Here is a 16,965-nt window from a genome sequence, read left to right as displayed (position 1 = left end):
AAGCCGCCATTTCGCGTGGCCAAACACCGGCCGGGTCGTCTTGAGCACTTCTGAAGTGCCTGTTTGCGAATCGCAAATGGCGCCGCGCGCATCGATGTAGGAAGCTTCGTCCACCGATATGAAACGCTACTCACACTGGATCGACGGACAGGAAGCCGCCCCCCTCGGCGGCACCTGGTTCGAAACACACAACCCCTACACCGGCGAGGCATGGGCCGAGATCGCCTCGGGCAGCGCGGCCGACGTGGACGCCGCCGTGCAGGCGGCGCACCGGGCCTTCACCGAGGGCCCGTGGTCGAAGTTCACGGCCACCGAGCGCGGTGCGCTGCTGCGCCGCGTCGGCGACCTGATCGCCCGCGATGCGCGCCGGCTGGCCGAGATCGAGGTGCGCGACAACGGCAAGCTGCTGGCCGAGATGCTGGGGCAGCTCCACTACATCCCCCAGTGGTTCTACTACTTCGGCGGGCTGGCGGACAAGGTCGAGGGGCGCGTGATGCCGCTCGACAAGCCGGGCTACTTCAACTTCACGCGCCGCGAGCCGCTCGGCGTGGTGGCCGCCATCACGCCCTGGAACTCGCCGCTGCTGCTGGCCACGTGGAAGATCGCCCCCGCGCTCGCCGCGGGCTGCACGGTGGTGATCAAGCCCTCGGAGTTCACGTCCGCGTCAAGCCTGGAGTTCGCCCGGCTGTTCGAGGAGGCGGGCTTTCCCGCCGGCGTGGTCAACGTGGTCACGGGCTTCGGCCGCGAGGTGGGCGCCACGCTCGTCGAGCATCCGCGGGTCGCGAAGATCACCTTCACCGGCGCCGACGCCACCGGTCGCGCCATCAACGAGGCGGCCGCGCGCCAGTTCAAGCACGTGAGCCTGGAGCTCGGCGGCAAGTCGCCCAACATCGTCTTCGCGGACGCGAACCTCGACGACGCCGTGAACGGCGCGGTCTCGGGCATCTTCGCCGCCACCGGCCAGACCTGCATCGCGGGCTCGCGCCTGCTGGTGCAGGACGCGGTGTACGACGAGGTGGTCGAGCGCCTGCTGGCGCTGGCGCGCACCGCGCGCATGGGCGACCCGATGTCGATGGACACCCAGGTCGGCCCGGTGACCACGCGGCCCCAGTACGACAAGGTGCTGAGCTACATCCAGATCGCGAAGGACGAGGGCGCCCGGCTGCTGCTCGGCGGCGGTCCCGCCACGGGCGAGGCCTGCGGCAGCGGATGGTTCGTGCAGCCGACGATCTTCGGCGACGTCGACAACGGCATGCGCATCGCGCAGGAGGAGGTCTTCGGCCCCGTGCTCTCGATCATCCGCTTCAAGGACGAGGACGATGCGGTGCGCATCGCCAACGACGTGCGCTTCGGGCTCGGCTCGGGCGTGTGGACGCGCGACATGGGCCGCGCGTTCCGGATGTCCGAGCGGCTGCAGGCCGGCATGGTGTGGATCAACACCTACCGCGCCGTGAGCTTCATGTCGCCGTTCGGCGGCTACAAGGATTCGGGCCTGGGCCGCGAGAACGGCATGGACGCGATCAACGAATACCTGCAGACCAAGAGCGTCTGGATCAACACCGGCGCGGCGACGGCCAACCCCTTCGTCATGCGCTGAGCATCGATCCCTTCTTTCCATCATTCACCACCCCACCCACTCCCATGTCCACCATCGATTGGCCCCAGCAAATCTTCGAAGGCTTCAAGAACCTCGGCGTCCGGCAGGTCGCCTACGTCCCCGACGCGGGCCACAGCCAGCTGATCCGCCTGTGCGAGGCGGACCCCGAGATCCACGCGGTATCGCTCACCACCGAGGAGGAGGGCGTCGCGATGCTGGGCGGTGCCTGGCTCGGCGGCGACCGCGGCGTGCTGCTGCTGCAGTCCAGCGGCGTCGGCAACTGCATCAACATGCTGTCGCTGCAGCACGAGACGCGCATGCCGCTGTTCATGGTCGTGACGATGCGCGGCGAGTGGGGCGAGTTCAACCCCTGGCAGGTCGCGATGGGCAAGTCGACGCAGGCGGTGCTCGAGGACTCGGGCGTGTACGTGTACCGCGCCGATACGCCCGAGGAGGTTCCGCCCACCGTGCTCGCCGGCGCGAAGTTCGCCTACCAGACCGGGCGCAGCGTCGCGGTGCTGATCGGACAGCGCGTCATCGGCACGAAGAATTTCAACAAGTGAGCATCGCCATGTCATCCACAGCCAAGAACCAAGCCGTCCTGAATCGCCGCGAAGTGGTGGCGCGCATCCTTCGCGACCGGGGCGAGGCGCTGGCCATCACCAGCCTGGGCAACCCGACCTTCGACGTGGCCGCCGCGGGCGACGGTCCGCAGAACTTCTACCTCTGGGGCGCGATGGGCGGCGCCGTGATGGTGGGCCTGGGCCTGGCCCGCGCGCAGCCGAAGAAGCGCGTCATCGTGTTCGTCGGCGACGGCGAGATGATGATGGGCCTGGGCTCGCTGGCGACCGCCGCGGTCGACCGCACCGAGAACCTCACGGTCGTCGTGATCGACAACGAGCATTACGCCGAGACCGGCATGCAGCCGGCCCACGCGGGCCGCGGCGTCAACATCACCGAGGTGGCCAAGGCCACGGGCTTCCCGCAGGCGCTGACGGTGCGCACGGCCGCGGAGCTCGAGGAGGCGGTCGACAGGATCCTCAACGGCCAGGGCCCGGTGCTCGCGACCATCAAGGTCACGACCGATCCCGCGCCGACGGCGCTGCCGCCGCGCGACGGCCCGTTCCTGCGCAGCCGCTTTCGCACCGCGCTGCTGGGCGCCGAAGCGCACGTCTGAGGCCCGCGGCCCCGCGCAGACCATGGACGCGCTGAGCAAGCTGCTGGCGAAGAACCGCGACTGGGCGAGCGAGGTCGAGACGAGCGAACCCGGCTTCTTCTCGTCGCTGCTGCGCCAGCAGGCACCCAAGTACCTGTGGATCGGATGCGCCGACAGCCGCGTGCCCGCCAACGAGCTCGTGGGCCTGAAGCCCGGTGAGCTCTTCGTGCACCGCAACGTCGCGAACGTGGTGGCGCATTCGGACCTCAACTGCCTCGCGGTCGTGCAGTACGCGGTCGACCTGCTGAAGGTCGAGCACGTGATCGTGGTGGGCCACTCGGGCTGCGGCGGTGTGGGCGCGGCGCTCCGGGGCCTGCGCATCGGCATCGCCGACGCATGGATCCGCCATGTGGCCGACGTGCTCGAGAAGCATGCGGCCTGGTTCGACGAGGTGCCCGAGGAGCGGCGGCTGGACGCGCTGTGCGAGCTCAACGTGGTCGAGCAGACGCTCAACGTCTGCCGTACCGGCGTGGTCCAGGACGCCTGGCGCCGCGGCCAGCCGCTGAGGGTGCATGGCTGGGTCTACGGGCTGCACAACGGCTGGCTCAACGACCTGGAGATGACCGTGGGGCGCCCCGAGGACATCGAGCGCTTCCATGCGTGCGCGATCGCGTCGATCCGATCGCGCCACAAGGCGCCGGCCCGCGTGCCGGAAGCCGCCGTCGAGACGAACTGATTTTCCGCCGCCGCGAGAACGCCTGCCGCCGGACTGCCAGCGGCCGGGGCGCGGCTGCCCGCCACACAACGATCAACCGGAGACATCCCATGGGCCCCATCCAGCGCACACCGAACACGAAGGGCCGCGGCCTCGCCGCCGCGAGCCTCCTGGGCCTCGCGCTCGCCTTCACCTTCGGCCTGCGGGCACGCGCCGACACCGACTACCCCGACAAGCCCGTGCGCCTGATCGTTCCCTTCCCGCCGGGCGGCGGCGGCGACAAGCTGGCGCGCGTGCTGGCGCCGACGCTCGGAGAGCTGCTCAAGACCAGCGTCATCATCGACAACCGCGGCGGCGCCAACGGCAACATCGCGCTGCAGGCGGTGGCCAAGTCAAGGCCGACGGCTACACGCTCGGCCTCACGCTCACCGATCACATCGCGCTGAGCCCGTCGCTCTACGACAAGCTGGCCTTCGACCCGGTGAAGGACTTCCAGCCGATCGGGCTGATCGCCTCCACGCCCTATGTGTTCACGGTCGACGCGGCCAGCGGCGCGGCCCATCTCGCGGCCGCCATCGCGAAGGCGAAGAAGGAGCCGGGCTCGGTGAGCATCGGCTATCCGACCGTGAGCCCGCTGCTGGCGACCGAGTTGCTGCAGAAGCAGTCGGGCGCGAAGTTCAACCTGATTCCCTATCGCGGCATCGCCCAGGGCATGCCGGACATGCTCGGCGGCCGGCTCGACGCCTGGGTCGGGACCAGCGTCACGATGCGCGGCTTCATCGACGGCGGCAAGGTGCGCGGCATCGCCGTCACCTCGGCGCAGCGCTCGCCCGCGCTGCCGGGCGTGCCGACCATCGCCGAGAGCGGCTTCCCGGGCTTCGAGCTCTTGACCTGGTACGGCATCGTGGCACCGGCCGGAACGCCGGCGGCGATCGTCGCGGTGCTGAACGCCAGGCTCAACGAGACGCTGCGCACGCCCGACGTGAGGGCCAGGCTCGAGGCAGACGGTGCGCTGATCCTCGGCGGCGCGCCCGAGCAGCTCTCGCGCGCCCTGCGCGCGGACATGGACCGGCTGGGCCCGCTGATCAAGGCCGCCGGCATCAAGCCCGAGTGACGCGTTGGGTGCAGTCCGCATGAACCCCGTCGACCTCATCGCCCATCTGCGGTCCGTGGTCGGGCCGACCCAGGTGCTCGGCGCCGACCTGGCGGCCCACGAGGCCGACTGGCGCGGCATCTACCGCGGGCGCGCGCTGGCCGTGGCGCGCCCGGACACGACCGCCGGCGTCGCGTCGACGCTCGCGGCCTGCGCCGCCGCTGGCGTGAGCGTCGTGACCCAGGGTGGCAACACCGGACTGGTCGGCGGCGCGGTGCCCGACGACTCGGGCACGCAGCTGGTGCTGAGCACGGCGCGCCTGAACCGCGTGCGCGGGCTCGACCGGCGCAACCAGACGCTCACCGTGGAAGCCGGTTGCATCCTGCAATCGGTGCAGGAGGCCGCGGCGGCCGCCGGTTTCTTGTTCCCCCTGAGCCTGGCCGCGGAAGGCAGCTGCACCATCGGCGGCAACCTCGCGAGCAATGCCGGCGGCACGCAGGTGCTGCGCTACGGCAATGCGCGCGACCTGTGCCTGGGCCTGGAAGTGGTCACGCCCGATGGCCGTGTCTGGGAAGGGCTGTCGGGCCTGCGCAAGGACAACACGGGCTACGACCTGCGCAACCTCTACATCGGCAGCGAAGGCACGCTGGGCGTCATCACCGCGGCCACCTTGAAGCTGTTCCCGCGTCCCGTCGCGCAATCGACGGCGTGGGTGGCGGTGCCGTCGGCGGCGGCGGCGCTCGAACTGCTCGCGCTGGCGCGCGAGGGGCTCGGCGCCTCGCTCTCGGGCTTCGAGCTCATGGGGAGCGAGGCGCTCGCGCTGGTCGCGCTGCACTTTCCGGCCTTCAAGGGGCCGTTCTCCGGCGACACGCCCTGGTGCGTGCTGATCGAGCAATCGGCCGAGGGCTCGTCAGCGCAGGCACGGGCGCTGTTCGACCAGTTGCTGGAGCAGGCAATGGAGCGCGAGGTCATCACCGATGCGGTGATCGCCGAGAGCATCGACCAGTCGAACCGGCTCTGGCATGCGCGCGAGTCGATCCCGCTGGCGCAGGCCAAGGAGGGGGCGAACCTCAAGCACGACATCGCCGTGCCGATCTCGCGCATTCCGGCGTTTCTCGAGTCCACCGACCGCGCGCTGCGCGACGCGCTGCCCGCGATCCGCCTGATCACGCTGGGCCATGTGGGCGATGGCAACCTGCACTACAACATCCAGGGCCCGCCGGGCGCGAGCACTTTCGATGAAGCGCAGGCGGCGCTGATCTCGCGCGTGGTCTACGACGGCGTCGCCGCCTACGGCGGATCGATCTCGGCCGAGCACGGCATCGGGCAGTCGAAGGTGCGGGAGCTGCGAAGGACCAAGTCGCCCGTTGCGCTGGCGCTGATGCGGGACATCAAGCGCGCGCTCGATCCCCGCAACCTCCTGAACCCCGGGCGGCTGCTCGAGCTCGACTGAACACGCGGCAGCTTGCCGCTCAATGCATGGCGTCGGAGGCGATGAAGTGGCAGCCGGGCTTCGCGGCGATGGCCGCGTCGAGCAGCGCCGCGGCAATGGCCGCTGCCGGATTGACGCGCCAGCGCGCCGGAAGCAGCGGCCCCAGGCGCCGCGCCCAGGTCAGCGCCATGCCCTCCGCGCGCCTTTCTTCATTGCGCTCGCCGCCGATCAGGCTCGGGCGGCAGATGGTCAGCGAGCGGAATCCGATGGCGCGGATGTCCCGTTCCACTTCGCCCTTGATGCGCGGGTAGAAGAAGAGGGAGCTGGCCGACGCGCCCATGGCCGTGACGATCGCGAAGGTGCCGACACCGGCGGCATGCGCGGCCTGGGCGAAGGCGAGCGGCAGCTCGTGGTCGACGTGGCGGAAGGCCTCCTTCGAACCGGCTTTGGCCTGCGTCGTGCCCAGCGCGCAGACGACGGCATCGGGCCGGTGCGCGATGCAGGCCGGCACCAGGTCCTCGAGCTTCGAGGCGACCGGGTTCACCAGCCTGGCGTGGGCCGCGAGCGGCGTTCGCGTCGGCGCGATCACCTCGGAGAAGGCGTCGTTCGAGAGCGCGAGCTGCAGTGCCCGGCCGCCCACCAATCCCGTCGCACCCAACAGCAACAGTTTCATGTCGATCGCCTCGCGTGGTTCACCGCGGGCCATTGTGCGGCCCGATCAGGCCTGTGCGTCCAGGTCATGTTCGTACGCTTCCAGCGCCTTCGGCTTGCCGAACAGGTAGCCCTGGTAGAGGTGGCAGCCGTGGCGCTCGAGGAACTCGCGCTGCGCCTGCGTCTCCACGCCCTCGGCCACGATCTGCAGCTCGAGGTTGAGCGCCATGCCGATGATGGTCTGGATCACCAGCTCCACCTTCGGGTTGAGGCCGATGCCGTGCACGAAGTACTTGTCGACCTTGATCTGGTTGAGCGGCAACTGGATCATGTACGACAGCGACGAGAAGCCGGTGCCGAAGTCGTCCATCGAGAACTGGATGCCCATGCCGGCCAGGGTCTTCATCTTGGCGATGGTGTCGGCGACCTTGAACTGCAACAGGCTTTCGGTCAGCTCGAGCTTGAGCTGGCGCGGATCGGCGCCGGTGCGCTCGAGCACGCGGGCGACCTGCTTGACGAAGTCGTCGGTGCGGAACTGCCGCGCGCTCACGTTGACCGACAGCTGCAGGTGCGCGCGGCGCGGGTCCTCGCTCCAGGCCGCGAGCTGGCGGCAGGCGGTCTCGAGCACCCACAGGCCCAGCGGGATGATGAGCCCGGTGTCCTCGGCCGCGGCGATGAACTCGCCGGGTGCCAGCAGGCCGCGCGTGGGATGTTGCCAGCGCACCAGCACCTCGGCCGCGACCACGCGGTCCTCGCTCGTGACCTGGCTCTGGTAGTGCAGCACGAACTGCCGCTGCTCGACGGCCGCGTGCAGCTCGTTCTCCAGCGCCGCGCGCGCGGTGATGCTGGTCTGCATGCTGGCCTCGAAGAAGCGCAGCGCGTTGCCGCCGGCGGTCTTGGCGTAGTACATCGCGATGTCGGCCTGCTTGATGACCTCGTCGAGCGAGGCGTCGGCGGTGTCGAACAGCGACACGCCGATGCTGCAGGTGCTGTGGTGCTGCTGGCCGCCGAGCTGGTAGGGCCGGTTGAGCTGCTCGAGGATGGCCGCGCCCATGGCCTCGGTCTCCGAGGTCGCGATCAGCCGCCGCTCGTGCAGCTCGGCCAGCATCACGACGAACTCGTCGCCGCCCAGCCGCGCCACGGTGTCGCCGCGGCGCAGGCAGGCGGTCAGGCGCTTGGCCACCTGCTTGAGCATCACGTCGCCGGTGTCGTGGCCGTGCGCGTCGTTCACGGTCTTGAAGTTGTCGAGGTCGAGGAACAGCAGCGCGCTCCAGCGCGAGCGCCCCGGCGCGGCATCGACGGCCTGCTTGATGCGGTCCACCAGCAGGCGCCGGTTGGGCAGGCCGGTGAGCGTGTCGTAGAAGGCGAGCTGCTCGACCTCGTCGGCCGCCTGCTTGCTCTCGGTGATGTTGCGCAGGATCACGATGAAGCGCGGATCGGCCTGCGCGCCGCTGGCCTTGCGCGAGACCGAGATCTCGAACCAGGCCTTGCTGCGCGCGTAGCGGCGCTCGAACTGGCGCCCGCTCGAGCGCCCGGTCTGGTTGGCTTCCTTGAGCGCCGCCATGACCTCCGCGCTCGCCTGCGGCGGCAGCAGCTCCTGCAGCCGGCGGCCGGCCGGCTGCTCGACCTGGATGCCCGGCAGCGGCACGCGCGGCGCGTGGTGGCCGTGGCAGATGCCGTCGAGGCCGACCTCGAGCAGCAGGTCGGGCAGCGCCTCGAGCGTGGCCTGCAGTTGCGCCTTGCTCTCGACGATCGCGGCCATGTGGCGCCGCTTCTCGGTGATGTCCTGGTAGACGCAGACGGTGCCGCCGTCGGGCGTGCGGCTGCGCGTGGCGTGCAGCACGCGGCCGTCCTCGAGCACCGCCTCCTGCTCGGAATGGTCCTGCGCGAGCTGCGGCATGTTGAGCGCCAGCCAGCCGGGCGGGCCGCCCTCGTGCACCACGTGGCGCGCGGTCTCGGTCATCAGCTCGCGAAACGGCAGCTGCGGCGCGAGCAGCGGCCGCACCCACGGGAACATCGCGACGAAGCTGTGGTTCCAGGCCAGCACGCGGTCCTCGGCATCGAGCAGCACGAAGCCACCGATCATCGACTCGAGCGCCTGGTCGAGCGTGGCCTTGGAGCGCACCAGCTCCTGCCGCGACTGCCACTGGCGCCGCAGCTGCAGGTGGGTGAAGGCCGCGATCGCGAGGATCAGCGCGCCGATGACCACGCCGGTCCAGGCGATGCGGTCGCGCTCCTGGCGCCAGTCGCGCAGCGCCGCGTCGAGCGGGATGCTCGCGACGATCAGCAGGTTGCGGTGCAGCGTCGGGCGCGCCACCAGGATCGCGGGCACGCCGCTCAGGCGCGCGGCCATGCGCACCGGCTTGCCGTCGCTGGTCTGCTCGCTGAGCGCGGGCTCGAGCTGCCGGCCCAGCAGGTCGTCGCGCGCCGGCACGCTCACCAGCAGCGGGCCGGCATCGCGCTCGAGCGTGATCTCCAGGCCCGGGATCGCCGCGCCCTGCATCGTCACCATGGCCAGCAGCGGGATCTGCACCTCGGCCACCGCCAGCACGCGGCTGCCGTCGGCCAGCGGCACGGCGCGCGCGAAGAACACCACCTTCTGCAGCGTGGCCGGGCTGGCGATCGGCGCGCTCACGGCCATGGTCGACAGCGGCTGCGCCAGCACCGAGCGCGCGAAGCCCTCGGGCAGCGCCATCGGCAGCCGCGCGCCGCGGCGGTCGGAGGAGGCGAGCGGCGTGCCGTCCGCGTCGACGAAGGCGACGAAGCGCACCAGCAGGTTCTGCCGCACCAGGTTGACGATCAGCCGCTGCACCTCGGGCCGCGCCGCCTCCTCGGCGAGGCGCTCGCGCGGCACGGCGCGCAGCTGCTCGCCGGCGCCGGCGAGCAGCATGTCGATGCTGAGCAGCGCGCGGTTGAGCGCGGCCTCGGAGCCGCCGACGAAGCGCATGGCCTGGGTCTCGGCGTTCTCGATCGCCTTGGCGCGCGCCTCCCAGATGATGCTGGCGGCCACGGTCCCCAGCGTGCCGAGGAACAGCAGCGCCACGCCGTAGACCACGGCGGCGACGCGACGCGAGAAGCGCTGCGTCATCGCGCGAGCGGGGCGCGCAGGCCCACCACGGGACCGACGGTGTCGTTCCAGACCTGCGCGCAGACCGGGCCGCAGCGCTGCAGCCAGGCCGGCAGCACGCGGGTCGCGAGGATCTCGCGGCGCCGGACGTCGTCCTGCGGCGTGGGCGCGACCGCGGTCATGCGGCCGCGGACCGGCTTGCTGCAGGCGTCGGCGCCGGTGTTGCAGGCGATGCCCTCGGTGGTCTCGCGTTCGGACTCGGCCCACACCGCGGCCTCGAGCTTCGGCAGCTCCTGGCGCAGCACCGCCCGCAGGTCCGGCGGCAGCGCCTCGAGGCTCTCGCGGTTGGCCGCGAACACCGCCAGGCCCCAACTCAGCGGCATGGTGTAGAGCGCGCTCGTGAGCGCGTGCAGGCCCAGCGTGTGGCCCGACATGGTGCCGGTGATCGCGCAGTCGGTGTTGCCCGAGCGCAGGTTCGGCACGATCTCGGCGAACTCGGTGTAGACCGGCGTGGCGCCGAGCGCGCGGATGAAGTCGGCCTGCGTGGCGCTCGACACGCGCACGCGCCGCTGCGCGAGGTCGGCCAGCCGCGCGACCGGGCGGTTGCAGAACACGGCTTGCGCCGGGTAGATGTAGATCGCCAGCAGCTCGGCGCCGTAGCGCTCGCGCAGCGTGGCCGCGAGATAGGGGCGAAAGGCCGCGACCACCCGGCGCAGGGTCGCGATGTCGGGGTTGAGCCCGGCCATGTCGGGCGTGCCGAGCTCGGGGAACTGCATCGCCATCTGGCTCATGAGCGCCGTACCGAAGGGCACCACGCCGAGCTGGATCAGGTTGAGCATCTCCTGGCCCGGCACGCCCGCGCGGTCGAAGGGCACGATGCTGGCGCTGTAGCGCCCGCCGGTGAGCGCCGCGAGCTCGCGGGCCCAGAAGTTCTCCTCGTGGCGCGTGTACTGCGTGATGCCGCCGAGCCCGCCGACGATGCGCAGGCGCTGCACCGGGGCTTCCGCCGGGGACGGCGGTGGAGACGGGACCTGTGCCTGGCAGGCCAGCGATGCCAGCAGGGCGAGCGCGGCGAGCAGGCGCATCAGGCGAGACCCGTTCCGCCGGCCAGCGGCCCGGCCTGGGTCGGCCGCGCCGGGCCCGTGTGCGTGTCGGCGTAGAAGGCGAAGCCCGGCCCCTGGCGCTGCTGCTTGACGCGGTACATCGCCTGGTCGGCGCAGCGCAGCAGCTGGGCCAGCGTGCGGCCGTCCTCGGGATTGCAGGCGATGCCCAGGCTCATGCCGACCGAGACCTCGGCGCCATCGGCCTCGATGGGCTGCAGGCCCGCGTCGACGATGCGGCGCGCCATCTGCGCGAGCGCCTCGCGCGAGGGCCGGCCCGGCACCAGGATCGCGAACTCGTCGCCGCCCAGGCGCGCCACCGTGTCGCTCGCGCGCAGCTGCGAGCGCAGCCGCGCCACCGTCTGCACCAGCACCGCGTCGCCGACCGCGTGGCCGTGGCCGTCGTTGACCTCCTTGAAGCCGTCGAGGTCGAGCAGCATCAGCGCGAAGGGCTGACCGTTGCGCAGCCATTCCTCGCCGCGGCTCTCCAGGCCGGCGCGGCTCGCGGCGCCGGTCAGCGCGTCGGTGCCCAGCGCTTCCACCAGCTGCTGGGTGCGCGCCGTCAGCGCCTGCTCGGAGCGCAGCACCAGCCGCAGCCGCGAGGCCATCGCCACCGCGAACACCACCAGCTCGGCCACCAGCGCCGCCTGCGAGACGTTCATCTGGCCGGGCGCCCATTCGATCCAGCCCCAGCTCGCGAACACGATCGCGCCGATGCCCGCCAGCAGCAGCCCGACCCCGATGCAATAGAGCACGGCCGGCCAGTAGCGCCGGCGGATCGCGAACATCGCGCCGATCACCATCACCGCCGTCGAGGCCACCACCGACATCTGCACCAGCCGGAAGGTGATCAGCGGATGGGCGCCCCAGTGCGCGTAGGGAATGGCCAGCAGCAGCGCGACCGAGAAGGCCTGCACCAGCCGGTCGAGCAGCGGCGCGAAGTGCGACAGCCGCAACAGCCGCCGGCCGAACTGCAGCTTGCACAGCGCCCACAGCGCCGGCCCGGCCGTGTAGGCGAAGCCGGCGCCGGCCGGCCAGTGGGCGAACGGATAGCGCAGCGCATGGCCGTTGATGCTCGCGAGCGCCAGCAGGCCGCAGAGGCAGGCCAGCATGTAGTAGGCGTAAAGCGCCTCGCCGAACACCACGAACAGCACCAGGCCGTAGACCGTGAGCCCGAGCAGCAGGCCGTAGCTCACGCCGTCGAACATGCGCTTGTCCTGCGTCGACTGCAGGTAGTCCGCCGGGTCCCAGAGCGTCACGTCGTAGATGCGCGCGAAGGTCGACTCGACGCGGAAGTACACCGTGTAGACGCCCGGCCCCGGCAGCTCGAAGCGCCAGGCCATCTGCTCGGAGGCGGCCGGCCGCGTGGCCCAGGGGTGGCGCATGCCGGTGACCACCGGCTCGGCCAGCGCGTGGCCGGTGGTGTCGAAGGGGCCGTAGAAGCGGATGTCGCGCGTCGACACCGTGGGCACCAGCATCAGCCATTCGCGCGCCGCATCGGCCGGGTCCTGCAGCTGCATCTGCAGCTTGAACCACAGCACGCGGTCGGATTCCTGGCCGCGCAGCGGCTGGTCGGGCAGGGTGAAGCGCGCTTCCTGGGCCGGGGTGCGGACCTCGTCGATGCTCAGGGCGCGGGTCGTGTCCTCGAAGAACTGGAGCTGCAGCACCGCGGGCAGGCCGGCGGCCTGGCGCGCGAGCGAGAGCACCGGCGCTCGGGTGTCGGGCGGCGGCGCGCCCAGGGCCGGCGTCAGCGCGGCGAACAGCAGCCACAGCGCCAGCAGCCAGTGCCGGGGCGCGCAGTGCGCGGCGCGTGGGCGTGCCGGTCCGTCCTCATCCTCGAAGGCGCGAGACCGGACGAACGCGGATTCCAGGGACATGGGGCGAACGGAGACGCGCCGCTGCCAGGCGGCATGAATGAAGAAGTTTGCAATTGTGTCCTACGGACTTCGGTGGGTGGGCCGGGGCGTGGCCTGGTTGCCACGGGTGGCCGACGAACGGTTCGGGAGTCTTCCAGAGGCAGGCGGTTTCGAGCCCATTCCCGGGCTCCCGCGCGGAGATTGCGCGGCCAATTCACCGCACATTCTGCGGTGAATAAGTTGCCACTGCGGCGAATCCGGCGTCTAATCTCCGCATGGATAGCGGAGAAAACCTCTACATCTGGCAGGCCGGCGACTGGCCGCGATGGCGCTACGACCTGTCGGCCCTGGTCCAGCCCCTGGCCGATGTCAGCCGCTCGCAGGGCACCTTGCTGGGCCGACTGGCCGACGTGAGGCTCGCGCTGCGCGACCAGGCCAGCCTGGCGGCGCTGACCGACGACGTGGTCAAGACCAGCGAGATCGAGGGCGAGCTGCTCGACGTGGCCTCGGTCCGGTCGTCCATCGCGCGTCGGCTCGGGCTGGACATCGGCGCGCTGGCGCCCGTGGACCGGCACGTGGAAGGCGTGGTCGAGATGGTGCTCGACGCGAGCGCGCGCAGCGGCGAGCCCTTGACCGCCGAGCGCCTGTTCGGCTGGCACGCGGCGCTGTTCCCGACCGGCTACTCGGGCCTGTCGAAGATCGACGTGGGCCGTTGGCGCGACGACGCGGCCGGTCCGATGCAGGTCGTCTCGGGCCCGGTGAACCGGCGCAAGGTCCACTTCGAGGCGCCGCCGGCGGACACGCTGCCCGCGCAGGTGGACGCTTTCCTGGCCTGGGCCAACCGGGAGACGGACGAACCCGCCCTCCTCAAGGCGGGCCTGGCGCACCTGTGGTTCGTCACCCTGCATCCTTTCGACGATGGCAATGGCCGCATCGCGCGCGCCGTCGGCGACCTGTTCCTCGCCCGCGCCGATGGCGCGGGGCAGCGCTTCTACAGCCTGTCGGCGCAGATCCAGCGCGAGCGCAAGGCCTACTACGACATCCTCGAGCGCACGCAGAAGGAGTCGCTCGACGTCACCGCATGGCTGGCCTGGTTCCTCGGCACGCTGGGCCGGGCCACCGCCAGCGCGCAGCTCACGCTCGACGGCGTGCTGGCCAAGGCCCGCTTCTGGCAGCGCTGGGCCGGCACGCCGATGAACGAGCGCCAGGCGAAGCTGCTCAACCGCCTGCTCGACGGTTTCGAGGGCAAGCTCACCAGCAGCAAGTGGGCGGCCATCGCCAAGTGCTCGCCGGACACGGCGCTGCGCGACATCACGCAGTTGCTGGCGCTGGGGGTGCTGAAGAAGTCGGCGGGAGGTGGGCGCAGTACCGGCTATGAGCTGATGGACGCCTGAGCCTCAACGCGCACCCGCGGCCCGTTTCCCGCTCGCCGTGGCCGGCAGCCGCTCGTCGCGCGCGAACATCTGCGCCACCAGCTGCCGCAGCCACACGTTGCCCGGATCCGCATGCTGGCGCTCATGCCAGTGCAGCCGCACCGAGTAGGGCGGGAACGCGATCGGCGATTCGAGCACGCGCAGCTTCTCGCTTTCCGCGAAGGCCTCGCCGAGGCTGCGCGGCACCACCACCAGCAGTTCGGTCTCGGCCACGATGCGCGACACGCCGAGGAAGCTCGGCACGCGCAGCCCGATGCCGGGCTTGATCTTCAGCGCCGCGAGGGTGCGCTCGACGATCGACGGACCGGTGCCCGACATCGTGACGAGGATGTGGTTCTCGGCGAGGAAGGCGCGCTTGTCGATGCGCTTGCGGATGCGCGGATGGCGCTCGGACACCAGGCAGACGAAGCCCTCGTCGAGCAGCGTGCGCTGGAAGAAGCCGGCCTCGAGCTGCGGCATGTAGCCGATCGCGAGCTCGAGCCGGCCTTCCTCCATCAGCCGCGGGCTGTCGCTCGAGATCGTCTCGGCCTCGATGCGCACCGCGGGCGCGATCTGCTTGAGCCGGTTCACCAGCAGCGGCAGCATCACCACCTGGCGGATGTCGGTCATGCCGACGCGGAAGACGCGCGCCGAGGCCTGCGGGTCGAAGGCGATGCGCTCGCTCTGGGTCTGCTCGAGCAGCTCGAGCACCTTGCGGATCGAGGGCAGGATCTCGCTCGCGCGGGCGGTGGGCTGCATGCCCGAGGGCGTACGCGTGAACAGCTTGTCGTCGAAATGCGCGCGCAGCTTGTTCAGCGCGATGCTGGCCGTCGCCTGCGCGATGCCGAGATGCTCCGCGGCGCGCGAGACGCTGCGGGTCTCGTAGACCCGGTCGAACACCGAGAGCCATTCGAGGTCGAGCTTGGACATGGGCGTGTGCGATCGGTCGGAGGACGGAAGGGGCTGGGCGCGGCGCTCGGGCATGCGGCGATGGTTGCCCGCCGCGCGTCCCGCGCCTATTGCAAAACGCAATTCTAGGAATCGGGCCGGTGGTTTGACGCAGGGGCGGGGCAAATCAACACTTGCCCGAACCCTTCGACACACCATGCCCGACATCTTCAAACGACACCTGTTCAAGGCCGCCGCCGCTTCGGTGGCCATGGCCGGCGGCCCGGCCGCCGGCACGACCCGCCACGACAGAACCGCCATCGTCCTCGTGCACGGCGGCTGGCACGGCGCCTGGTGCTACGAGCGCCTGCTGCCGCTGCTCGCGGCCGGCGGCGCCGTGGCCGTGGCGCGCGACCTGCCCGGCCACGGGCTCGGCGCGCGCTTTCCCGCCAGCTACGGCCGGCCCGGCCAGAAGGCCGCCTTGCTCGCCGAGCGGTCGCCGCTCGCGGGCGTCGGCCTGGACGACTACGCCGACAGCGTGATCGCCACCATCGACGCCCTGCGCGCCGCCGGCCATCGGCGCGTGGTGCTCGCGGGCCACAGCATGGGCGGCATCGTGCTCCATGCGGTGGGCGAGCGCGCGAGCGAGAAGATCGCGGCGCTGGTCTACATCGCCGGCAACATGCCCGGGCCCGGCGTGCCGATCGGCGCGTACTTCGGTCTGCCCGAAGCGGCCTCCGCGCGCGTGAACCCCGTGCTGCTCGGCGACCCGGCCACCACGGGCGCGTTCCGCATCGACCCGCTCGCCACCGGTGGCGCCTACCGGGCCGCTTTGCGCGAGGCCTTCTACAACGACGCCACCGAGGCCGACGCCGAGGCGGCGCTGCACCTGCTGTCGCCCGACATGCCGTTCGCACCGATGGCCACGCCGATCGCGCTGGACGCGCGCCGCTGGGGCGCGATCGAGCGCCACTACCTGCTCTGCCTGCGCGACAACGCGGTGCCGCCGTCGCTCGCGCGCCGCTTCATCGCCGATGCCGACGCGTTCGTGCCCGCCCACCGCACGCGCGTGCACGAACTCGACAGCGGGCATTCGCCCTTCCTCACGGCACCGCGGGCGCTGGCGGACCTGCTGCTCGGCATCGCCGCGTCGGCCGCGAGGGAGCACCGCGAATGACGCTCGGTGCCGTGCTCGACGCGATCGAACTGACCACGCCCCAGCCCGCGCTGGCGGCCGATTTCTACGCGCGCGCCCTGCGCTGCCAGACGCAGCCCGCGGGCGGGAACGGGCTGCGCTGCGTGGCGCCGCAGCGCGTGCTGGCGCTGCGCGAGGGCGCGCCCAACCAGCTCGCGCAAAGCCGCTTCCGCTTCGCCGACGAGGCCGCGCTGCGCGCCTATGCCGGGCGCTTCACGGGCCGCGCCTTCGCGCGCTTCGAGGAGACGGGCGCGCCGGGACCACGGCTCCTGCTCGACGATCCCGAGGGCCGGCGGCTGTGCTTCATCGCCGGACCGGCACCGGCCTCGTCGCCCGGCGATCGCGCCGAGGCGCGGCTGCAGCACTACGCGGTGCGCACCCCCGACCCCGAGCGCCTTGCGCGCTTCTATGCCGACGAACTGGGCTTCGTCGTCTCCGATTTCGTGCGCGATGCCGAAGGCGTGCTGCGCGCCGCCTTCCTGCGCACCGACCACGAGCACCATGCGCTCGCGATCTTCCATGCGCCGCAAGTGCGCTTCGACCATTTCTCCTGCGAGACGCGCGATTGGGAGCGGCTGCGCGACTGGGCCGACCACATGGCGGGCGAGCGCATCGCGCTGGTCTGGGGCGTGGGTCGGCACGGGCCGGGCAACGACACCTTCTTCATGGTGGCCGATCCCGACGGCAACCTGGCCGAGATCTCCTGCGACCTCGAGTCCTGCCCCGAGGACCGCGAGCCCGGCCTCTGGCCGCACCACCCGAGCACGCTGAACCGCTGGGGCATGGCGATCATGCGGAGCTGA

The 16,965-nt window shown here is 71.3% G+C and carries 14 protein-coding genes; 9 read left to right on the top strand and 5 right to left on the bottom strand.

The genetic code is table 11. From position 1 onward, the window contains the following. Nucleotides 1–118: 118 nt before the first annotated feature. From INQ48_32520 to INQ48_32495, 6 genes are read left to right on the top strand one after another with little or no spacing between them, the layout of a single operon-like run. The gene (locus INQ48_32520; GenBank protein QRF62278.1) at nucleotides 119–1,597 is read left to right on the top strand and encodes an aldehyde dehydrogenase; all 1,479 of its coding nucleotides are present in this window, start codon (nucleotides 119–121) and stop codon (nucleotides 1,595–1,597) included. Between the two features lie 44 nt (nucleotides 1,598–1,641). Beyond that, the gene (locus INQ48_32515; protein ID QRF62277.1) at nucleotides 1,642–2,160 is read left to right on the top strand and encodes a phosphonopyruvate decarboxylase; all 519 of its coding nucleotides are present in this window, start codon (nucleotides 1,642–1,644) and stop codon (nucleotides 2,158–2,160) included. Nucleotides 2,161–2,168: 8 nt separating this feature from the next. Then, a complete protein-coding gene (locus INQ48_32510) occupies nucleotides 2,169–2,774 on the top strand; it encodes an aldehyde dehydrogenase (protein QRF62276.1) in 606 nt (201 codons plus the stop codon). Between the two features lie 22 nt (nucleotides 2,775–2,796). After that, nucleotides 2,797–3,489, top strand: a complete 693-nt coding sequence (can, locus tag INQ48_32505; GenBank protein QRF62275.1) for a carbonate dehydratase — start codon at nucleotides 2,797–2,799, stop codon at nucleotides 3,487–3,489. Next, a complete protein-coding gene (locus INQ48_32500) occupies nucleotides 3,410–4,582 on the top strand; it encodes a hypothetical protein (protein ID QRF62274.1) in 1,173 nt (390 codons plus the stop codon). Before can ends, INQ48_32500 begins: the two co-directional genes overlap by 80 nt. A 19-nt stretch (nucleotides 4,583–4,601) precedes the next feature. Next, a complete protein-coding gene (locus INQ48_32495; GenBank protein QRF62273.1) occupies nucleotides 4,602–6,014 on the top strand; it encodes an FAD-binding oxidoreductase in 1,413 nt (470 codons plus the stop codon). Between the two features lie 19 nt (nucleotides 6,015–6,033). On the opposite strand, the gene INQ48_32490 is transcribed toward INQ48_32495, so the two are convergent. From INQ48_32490 to INQ48_32475, 4 genes are read right to left on the bottom strand one after another with little or no spacing between them, the layout of a single operon-like run. Further along, a complete protein-coding gene (locus INQ48_32490) occupies nucleotides 6,034–6,666 on the bottom strand; it encodes an NAD(P)H-binding protein (GenBank protein ID QRF62272.1) in 633 nt (210 codons plus the stop codon). A gap of 45 nt (nucleotides 6,667–6,711) precedes the next feature. Beyond that, entirely contained in the window at nucleotides 6,712–9,732 is a 3,021-nt protein-coding gene (locus INQ48_32485; protein QRF62271.1) for an EAL domain-containing protein, read from the bottom strand. After that, entirely contained in the window at nucleotides 9,729–10,796 is a 1,068-nt protein-coding gene (locus tag INQ48_32480; protein QRF62270.1) for a TRAP transporter substrate-binding protein, read from the bottom strand. The genes INQ48_32485 and INQ48_32480 overlap by 4 nt, the downstream gene beginning before the upstream one ends. After that, on the bottom strand, nucleotides 10,796–12,688 hold the full coding sequence (locus INQ48_32475) for a GGDEF domain-containing protein (GenBank protein QRF62269.1): 1,893 nt from the start codon (nucleotides 12,686–12,688) through the stop codon (nucleotides 10,796–10,798). The genes INQ48_32480 and INQ48_32475 overlap by 1 nt, the downstream gene beginning before the upstream one ends. Nucleotides 12,689–12,942: 254 nt before the next feature. Here INQ48_32475 and INQ48_32470 point away from each other — a divergent pair, with 254 nt between their 5' ends. Continuing rightward, nucleotides 12,943–14,061 (top strand): Fic family protein, encoded by a 1,119-nt coding sequence (locus INQ48_32470; protein ID QRF62268.1) that lies wholly within the window; start codon nucleotides 12,943–12,945, stop codon nucleotides 14,059–14,061. A 3-nt stretch (nucleotides 14,062–14,064) separates the two neighbouring features. Here the strand turns inward: INQ48_32470 and INQ48_32465 are convergent, their stop codons facing one another. Then, nucleotides 14,065–15,009: a LysR family transcriptional regulator gene (locus INQ48_32465; GenBank protein QRF62267.1), complete on the bottom strand. Its 945-nt coding sequence runs from the start codon at nucleotides 15,007–15,009 to the stop codon at nucleotides 14,065–14,067. Nucleotides 15,010–15,238: 229 nt separating this feature from the next. Here INQ48_32465 and INQ48_32460 point away from each other — a divergent pair, with 229 nt between their 5' ends. After that, the gene (locus tag INQ48_32460; protein QRF63045.1) at nucleotides 15,239–16,144 is read left to right on the top strand and encodes an alpha/beta fold hydrolase; all 906 of its coding nucleotides are present in this window, start codon (nucleotides 15,239–15,241) and stop codon (nucleotides 16,142–16,144) included. Next, nucleotides 16,141–16,965, top strand: coding sequence for a VOC family protein (locus INQ48_32455; protein QRF62266.1), 825 nt, complete (start codon nucleotides 16,141–16,143; stop codon nucleotides 16,963–16,965). Before INQ48_32460 ends, INQ48_32455 begins: the two co-directional genes overlap by 4 nt.

It is taken from the genome of Variovorax paradoxus (assembly GCA_016806145.1).
Taxonomy (GTDB): Bacteria; Pseudomonadota; Gammaproteobacteria; order Burkholderiales; family Burkholderiaceae_C; genus Variovorax.
The sequence above is the reverse complement of the archived record's forward strand: the minus strand, read 5'-3'. Positions and strand labels throughout refer to the sequence as shown.